The organism is Streptomyces sp. NPDC059455, from assembly GCF_042750115.1.
GTDB lineage: Bacteria > Actinomycetota > Actinomycetes > Streptomycetales > Streptomycetaceae > Streptomyces > Streptomyces endocoffeicus.
The window spans coordinates 82,169-88,879 of sequence record NZ_JBHYVB010000020.1; the positions used below are offsets into that span (position 1 = coordinate 82,169).

Sequence of the window (6,711 nt, forward strand, 5' to 3'; positions counted from 1 at the left end):
CCCCTCGGTGGCCCCTCGGTGGCCCGTCGGCACCTGGGCCCCCGGCGGCCATCGGTGCCAGCCGGTCAGCGGCCGGCTTCTCGGTGCCGGGCGGTGGGTTCAGGACTCGTGGTGCGGGGCCGCCGCCGCGTCCTCCGCCACCGGCTTGCCGGTCAGCGCCGCCAGGCTGCCGCGCACATGCTCCAGATGCGCCTTGAGCTCCTCGCGCCGCTCCACATGCTCGCGCAGCGTCCGCTCCGTCTCCCGCGCCAGCCGCTCCTCCCGGGCCCGCGCCTGGGCGATGATCTCCGCCGCCTGCGCCTGCGCGTCCTCCTGCCGCAGCCGCGCGGCCTGCTCGGCCATCCCGTACTCCCGCTTGGCGTCGGCGAGCCCCGCCTGGGCGTACTCCTCCAGCTGGGCCAGCCGGGCCGTCATCGCGTTGTCCCGCTCGGCCAGTTCGCGGCCCGCCGCGTCCCACCGCTCGGCGTGCTCCCGCTCCTGCTCGGCCAGGATCCCGGCGGTGCGCTGCCGCATCTCCTTCAGCTCCGCCAGCGCCTGGGCCCGCCACTCCTTGGCGTCCTGGCGCGAGACGGCCCGCAGCTCGTCCACATCCACCTGGGCCGACTCCAAGGTGGCGCGCGCCGCCGCCTCGGCGGCCTCGTGGACCAGCTCGGCCTCGTCGCGGGCGGCGTCCCGCACCGTACGGGCCACGGCCTGCGCGGCCTCCCACTCCTCCTGCGCCGTCGCCTCGGCCGCCGCCCGCAGACAGCCGACCTCCTCCTCGGCCGCCATCAGGATCAGCTGGGCCCGGTCGCCGAGGGACTCATAGGTCTGGGGGGCCAGCTGGGAGATCACCTCGCGCAGCCGCTCCGCCTCGGCGCTCAGCTCATTGGCCAGCACGGTGAGGCGCGCGGCGCGCTCCCACGCCGCGTCCCGCGCTTCGGACAGGCTGGCCACATAGTGGTCGACCTGCGCGGGACGGTAGCCACGGCCCCGTCCGCCGACGATGGTGAAGCCATGACGTGACACCGATGCGCCCATCCTTGGAACCCCTTTTGTCCGGTATGCAACGCGCTTCGGCGCACATCTTTATAGATGGCCTCTCATCCCCATAACGCGACACTCCGCCCATATCCGCGGCCGGGAGCGCCGCCGGTGACAACAACGACGAGGCGCCCGCCCCCGTCACGGGGGTCGGGCGCCTCGATCGCCATTCGTTCTTCGGTCGCGCGGTTCGTTCGGTGGCGCGCGGTCAGGGCCGCGCGGGCGGGCTCACAACGGCCGCGCGGGCGGGCTCACAACGGGCTTACAGCAGGCCGTCCCACATCTGCTCCAGCAGCACCGCCCACCAGTTGTCCGGCGCGGACAGCGCCGCCGGGTCCAGACCCGCGAGCTGCGCCTGGAAGTCCACGGTCCAACGGCCCGCCTGGTCCGGCGTCAGCCCGTACCGCAGCCGCCACATCCGGCCCAGCAGCGCCATGCACCGCACGAACTCCGGCAGCCCGGTGTTCACGAACTGCGGCGGGGTCGGCTGGGGCGTCGCCTCCAGCGGCACCGCCACGATGTTCGCCGTGCCGTACTGCACACACAGCTGACGGCCGAAGTCATTGCCCATGACCAGGTACGAACCCGCGTCCGGCGCGGACTGCACCCCGCGCTCCGCCGCCAGCTCCGCCAGCGTCGGCACCGGGCGGCCCGCGTGGGCCTGCGCCCAGAAGAACGGACCGAAGTCCAGCGGCAGCCCCGCCCATACCAGCGTCTGCGCCACCACCTCCGGAACGCCCATCCGCGACACCGCGCGCTGGTCGAAGCGGACGATGCCCTGCGGCCCGAACGCCTGGCCCAGCTCATGCGCCAGCCCCTCCGGCGGCACCGGCGGGATCGGCTGCACCTGGCTGGGGTGCGGCAGCGGCACCCGGTTCGGCGCCGGACGGGCCGGTCCGTCCGCCACCTGGTGCAGCTCGCCCTGGTGCTCCAGCAGATGACGTACGCCCTGCTGCCGGGTGGCGTGATCGCGTCCGTACGGAGCGGTGTGGCTGATCCGCACCTGCGGCCAGCTCTCCCGGATCATCCGGGCGCAGTAGCCGCCGGGCAGATCACAGGACTCCAGCTCGGTGTGGAGCTCCAGCACCTGCTGCGGCGGGACGTTCATCGCCCGCAGCTCATGCAGGATCTGCCACTCCGGATGCGGGGTCCCGGGCGCCGAACGGCGGATCAGCTGCTGCTCCGAGCCGTCCTGGGCGCGGTAGCGCAGCACCGCCATATAGCCCGGTCCCACGGTCGGCTGACCGGGGGGCGGCGGCGGATACGCATAGCCGGGCTGCGGCGCCATCCCCGGCGCGGGCGTGCCCGGAGGCGGCGCCATCCCCTGAACGGGAGCGCCGGCGGGCGGAGGCATACCGGGGCCACCCGGCGCGCCAGGGGCACCGGGTCCGCCCGGGTACGGCGGCCCGGCCGCGCCCGGCGGGGGCGGCGGCGTGTGCGGACCACCCGCACCAGGGACACCGGGTGGGCCGGGCGGCTGCGGGCCGGACGGGGCACCCTGGCCCGGAGCGCCGGGAGCACCGGGCGGATGCGGGGTGCCGGGGGGCGGGGTCTGGCCGGGCACACCCGGACCACCCGCGAGCATCGTCGCGGCGGCGTGCACCCCGCCACCGGGCGTACCCGGAGCACCAGGCGGAGGCGGCGTCTGCCCACCACCCTGCCCACCAGGAACACCAGGAGCGCCAGGAGCGCCCGGAGCGCCAGGAGCGCCAGGAGGCTGTGGGGCGCCGCCGAGGCTGTCGGAGTCGAGCTGCGAGACCAGCTGCGTCGGTACGTACCCTCCGGCCGGAGCGCCGGGGGCACCGGGCCCGGACGGCGCGGGCGGCGGAGGCGTGGAGTCCGCACCCGGCCGGGCGCCAGGCGCACCGGGCGCACCCGGCGTCCCCGGAGCACCGGGCGGCGGAGGCGTCGGACCGCCGCCCGCCTTTCGGGTGGCGGCGTCCGCGATGTCGCTCGCGTTGCGATTGGCACCCGGACCGGCGCCGGGGCCGCCCTGCTGCCCCGGGAAGTCGAGGGACGGGGCGATGGCCGTTGACGGCAGCGCGCTTCCGCCGGACATCAACTCGGTCTTGGCGTCCGGCCGTATGCCCGGCGCCGGGGTGTCCTCGTCGTCGGAGCCCGCGAGCGGCGGGGCGAAGACCGTGGCGGGCGGGGCGACCGAGCGGTCGTCGTCATCGTCGCCCTTGATGTCCGTACCGGCCCACGGCGTAGCGCCGGGCGCGGCCGCGTTGTCGGCCTGGCCCCCGGAGGAGGGCGTACCGGCGCCCGGCGTGGGCGGGGCCCACGGGCCGGCCCCACCGGGCGGGGGCGGCTGCGGCGCGTTCCGCCAGCCGTCACCGCCGGACGGGGCACCCGGCGCGGCAGGGGCACCCGGCGCGGGCGGGCCGTCCTGCGGCCGGTCGCCCGCGAGCGGACGCGCGACACCGTCGGACGGCCAGTCGTCCACGGCCCCGCCCCGGTCCCCGGGGGCACCCGGAACAGGCGCACCGTGAGCAGGCGCACCGTGAGCAGGCGCACCCGGAACGGGCGCGGGCGGAGCCCCCGGCGCGCTGTGCGGCGCGCCCGGCCCTGCGCTCCGCGCCCCGCCGTCCGACGGCCAGTCGTCCCTGCCCGGGGCCCGGTGTCCCGGCGCCCCGGACCCCGGCCCACCGGCCGACGGCCAGTTGTCCTCCGGCGGCAAGGGAGCTGAAGCGGACCCAGCGGCCAAAGGAGCGGGCGGAGCAGGAGGCCCGGAAGGACTCGGAACCGAAGCGGAACCAGAAGCGGAACCAGCGGACCCGGCGGACCCGGCGGCGGCATCCGGCGCGCTCCCGCCCGGCTGCGCCCCCGCCCGCTGCTCGGGAAGGTCCAGCCTCCCCTCGGACCGGCTGCTCATCGCGTCCGCCGCCTCCTGCAGCCACTCCGGCGGAGTGAGCAGGAAGGACGTCGCGTTCAGGTCGATGCGCTGCTGTCGTCCGGTGGTGGACTCGTCGCGGGAGCCGTCGGTCGTGCCGTACCGCTCCTCGTAACGGCGGATCACCTCGCCCACCGGCAGCCCCGGCCACAGCGTGGTCTCGCCGCTGTCGCGGGCGATCACCATCCGCGTGCCCTCGGCCCCGTGGCCCGAGACCGGCCCGTCCGGGCGGTCCTCGGCCCAGACCACGAAGCCCAGGTCGAACTCCCGGACCCGCGCCTCGCGCTGCTGATAGGCGGGCACATCGCCGTTGATCCAGAGTTCCGCGCGTTCCTGCGCCTGTGCGAAGGTCACCATCGCGCTCACCCCTCCACCGGGACGGCGTACGCGAATCCACCGTCCACCATCAGGTTCGCCACGGTCTCCAGTTCCGGCGGATTGCCCGCCAGCCGGAGCAGGAAGGCGTCGAAGTCGTCGCCGCACGGCAGCAACAGCCGCTCCACCCGCTCCTGGACCGTCCAGCCGTCACGGTCCCGCGCGTCGTCATACGCACAGAACCACACCGAGCCGATCGCGTCACCCTTCACCTTGACCGCGATCACCCCGCCCTGGACGAAGCCGACGCCCAGATAGTCCTTGGTGAAGTGGTCCCGCAGACACTTGTTGATATAGACGAGGTCATTGACCGCCGCCTCGTCGCGCACCGTGAAGAAGGGCTGGTCGATCAGCAGCCCCAGCTCCGGGTCGAGCGCCGTGCCGACCGGCGCGCAGCCGCCCGCCGCCTTGAGGAAGGCGCGGTAGGCGTCGGGCAACCGGTAGCCGAGGTCCTCCTCGACGCCGAGCACCTGCTCCTCGGTGACGGAGATGCCCCGCAGCGGCAGGCCCACATGCATCGGCCGGGTCTCCTGCAGCGGGCGGGTGCCCCGCTTCTCCTGGTCGACCTGCGCCGTGGCGAGCCCTCCGTGGTGCCGCAGCAGCGCCTTGACCTCGACCGGTATCAGCTCCATGCGCCGGGTGCCGACGACGTGGTGCCAGGTCCAGCCGTGCGGGGTGGCCACCGCCGACGCCTCGTTCCACAGCTCGTGGCCGGCGGCGTGCAGCGCCGCGTTCGCCGAGACGTAGTCCGTCAGCCGGAGCTCGTCGACGCCGAACCCCTCCGGGGGCTCGGCGATTTCGGCGGCCGCGCGCGCATACGGCGAGAAGTCCGGAAAGCCGTTTTCGTCCACGCGGACACCCTTGGGGTGGCGAGCGGCCCGGACCGGATCCGGGAAGTGCACGACCTGCCCGGCGTAGGCCGTGTTCGGTGGCGCGGCATGCTGACCGAGCCGACCTGTCGTCATGGCGGTTGCCCCCTGCTGATGCTGGCTACTGGGCACAGCCTATGCGGTGACGCAACCGGCCGAACCGGGCGGCCACCCGCCCCCAGGGGCCTCTCGCTCCCCACCAGGTCGTTCAGGCCCGGACTACCGCAGCGCCCGCGGGATTTGGCAATCTGATCATTGCAACCGGGGGATTGCACAGGGAGGGATCCACCACATGCACATCACGCAGAGCAACGGAGGCGGCGACGGCGCCACCCCCGCGGCCGGCGACCCCCGGCTGAGATGGAGCAGCGTCGACCCCGACGCCGGCCCACCGCCGCTCCACCACCGCCGCGTCCGCAACCAGCCCGCCCTCCCGGCCGCGCTGTCCGTCCGCGGCGAGACGCTGACCTGCACCGGGGGCAAGGCCGACCAGCCGCCGACGCTCCATCCGCTGGTGCGGGAATTCCTCGACGCGCTCGCCAGCGGCCAGCGGGAACGATTCACCGGCCGCTGCCCCGAAGTGATCCTGCTCTCCCGCCATCTGGCGAGCGTCGAAGCCGGCCGATCCAAGCGCGCCTCCCGCAAACCGCTCACCCAGGGTGAGGCCCGCCGCTCCCTCAAACAGGCCAAACTCACCACTCGCCGGATCCGGGAGGCGGGCGACCCGCAGCACGGCAGCTATGCCCCGCCCTGTCTGTCCTGCGCCGCGCTGCTGGCCCATTTCGGCGTACGGGTGGTGGGTGAGAGCACGTGAACCAGGCACATCAAGCACCACAAGCACCACAGACGGCCCAGGCCCCGCCGGGAGACCCGCGGCAGCCGACACGCCCGGCCCGGCAGCCGATCGACCGCTTGGACGTCACCCGCTTCCCCGTCGCCGTCGACGCCGCCCTGCGCGCGGCGGGCTGGCAGCCCGGCCACTGGGACATGCGGCGCGCCGAGGTCTGGGCCGACACCCTGCGCGCCCACACCTCCCCCGCGGGCCACCGGCACGCCGTCTTCCCGGCGGCGGTCGAGGCATGGGCGGAGTTCGGCGGGCTGCACATCCAGCCGCCCGGCGCGGGCCGCGAGATCGCCCCGACCCCGTTCCGTATCGACCCCCTGCTCGGCCTCCACCTCGCCCGCACCCTCGGCGATCTGGGCCGGGCCCTGGAAACCGAGGTCAGCCCGCTGGGCGAGGAGGCCGACGGGCAGGCGGTGCTGACCATCGACGCGGAAGGACGGGTCTACAGCCTCGACCACACCGGGGACTGGTACCTCGGCCCCACCCTGGACGCCGCCCTCAGCACCCTCGTCACGGGCGCGCTCCCGGCCAGGCTGACCCGCGCGTAAACCGCGTCGACATCAGGCCCTGCCCGGCGGATCGTCACGGCACGCGACACCTGTCACAGCGCCCCGGCTACCGCCGGAAGGTGCTCCTGCCGCGCTGAGGCGCCCCGAAGGGGCGCGGGGCTGTGTCGATGTGCGGCTCCGCCGCGGCTGTGTCGATAT

The 6,711-nt window shown here is 74.9% G+C and carries 5 protein-coding genes; 2 read left to right on the top strand and 3 right to left on the bottom strand.

Translation table 11 applies throughout. The features are described from left to right. Positions 1-99: 99 nt before the first annotated feature. From ACFXB5_RS10095 to ACFXB5_RS10105, 3 genes are all read right to left on the bottom strand, one after another. Positions 100-1,020 carry a cellulose-binding protein gene (locus ACFXB5_RS10095; protein WP_385204821.1) on the bottom strand — a complete coding sequence of 307 codons (921 nt, stop codon included), beginning with the start codon at positions 1,018-1,020 and terminating at the stop codon, positions 100-102. 265 nt (positions 1,021-1,285) lie between these two features. After that, positions 1,286-4,273: an SUKH-4 family immunity protein gene (locus ACFXB5_RS10100; RefSeq protein ID WP_385204824.1), complete on the bottom strand. Its 2,988-nt coding sequence runs from the start codon at positions 4,271-4,273 to the stop codon at positions 1,286-1,288. 5 nt (positions 4,274-4,278) lie between these two features. Continuing rightward, complete coding sequence (locus ACFXB5_RS10105; RefSeq protein ID WP_385204827.1) at positions 4,279-5,256, bottom strand: HNH endonuclease; 978 nt, start codon at positions 5,254-5,256, stop codon at positions 4,279-4,281. 196 nt (positions 5,257-5,452) lie between these two features. On the opposite strand from ACFXB5_RS10105, the gene ACFXB5_RS10110 reads away from it, so the two are divergent. Further along, positions 5,453-5,974: a YwqJ-related putative deaminase gene (locus ACFXB5_RS10110; protein ID WP_385204830.1), complete on the top strand. Its 522-nt coding sequence runs from the start codon at positions 5,453-5,455 to the stop codon at positions 5,972-5,974. 89 nt (positions 5,975-6,063) lie between these two features. Then, positions 6,064-6,552 carry an SUKH-3 domain-containing protein gene (locus tag ACFXB5_RS10115; protein ID WP_385204846.1) on the top strand — a complete coding sequence of 163 codons (489 nt, stop codon included), beginning with the start codon at positions 6,064-6,066 and terminating at the stop codon, positions 6,550-6,552. The last annotated feature ends 159 nt before the right edge of the window (positions 6,553-6,711 follow it).

What these genes read in the sequence shown, in the direction of transcription:
- ACFXB5_RS10105 (WP_385204827.1), bottom strand. Translation starts at nt 5,256, where the DNA reads ATGACGACAGGTCGGCTCGGTCAGCATGCCGCGCCACCGAACACGGCC.
- ACFXB5_RS10100 (WP_385204824.1), bottom strand. Translation starts at nt 4,273, where the DNA reads ATGGTGACCTTCGCACAGGCGCAGGAACGCGCGGAACTCTGGATCAAC.
- ACFXB5_RS10110 (WP_385204830.1), top strand. Translation starts at nt 5,453, where the DNA reads ATGCACATCACGCAGAGCAACGGAGGCGGCGACGGCGCCACCCCCGCG.
- ACFXB5_RS10095 (WP_385204821.1), bottom strand. Translation starts at nt 1,020, where the DNA reads ATGGGCGCATCGGTGTCACGTCATGGCTTCACCATCGTCGGCGGACGG.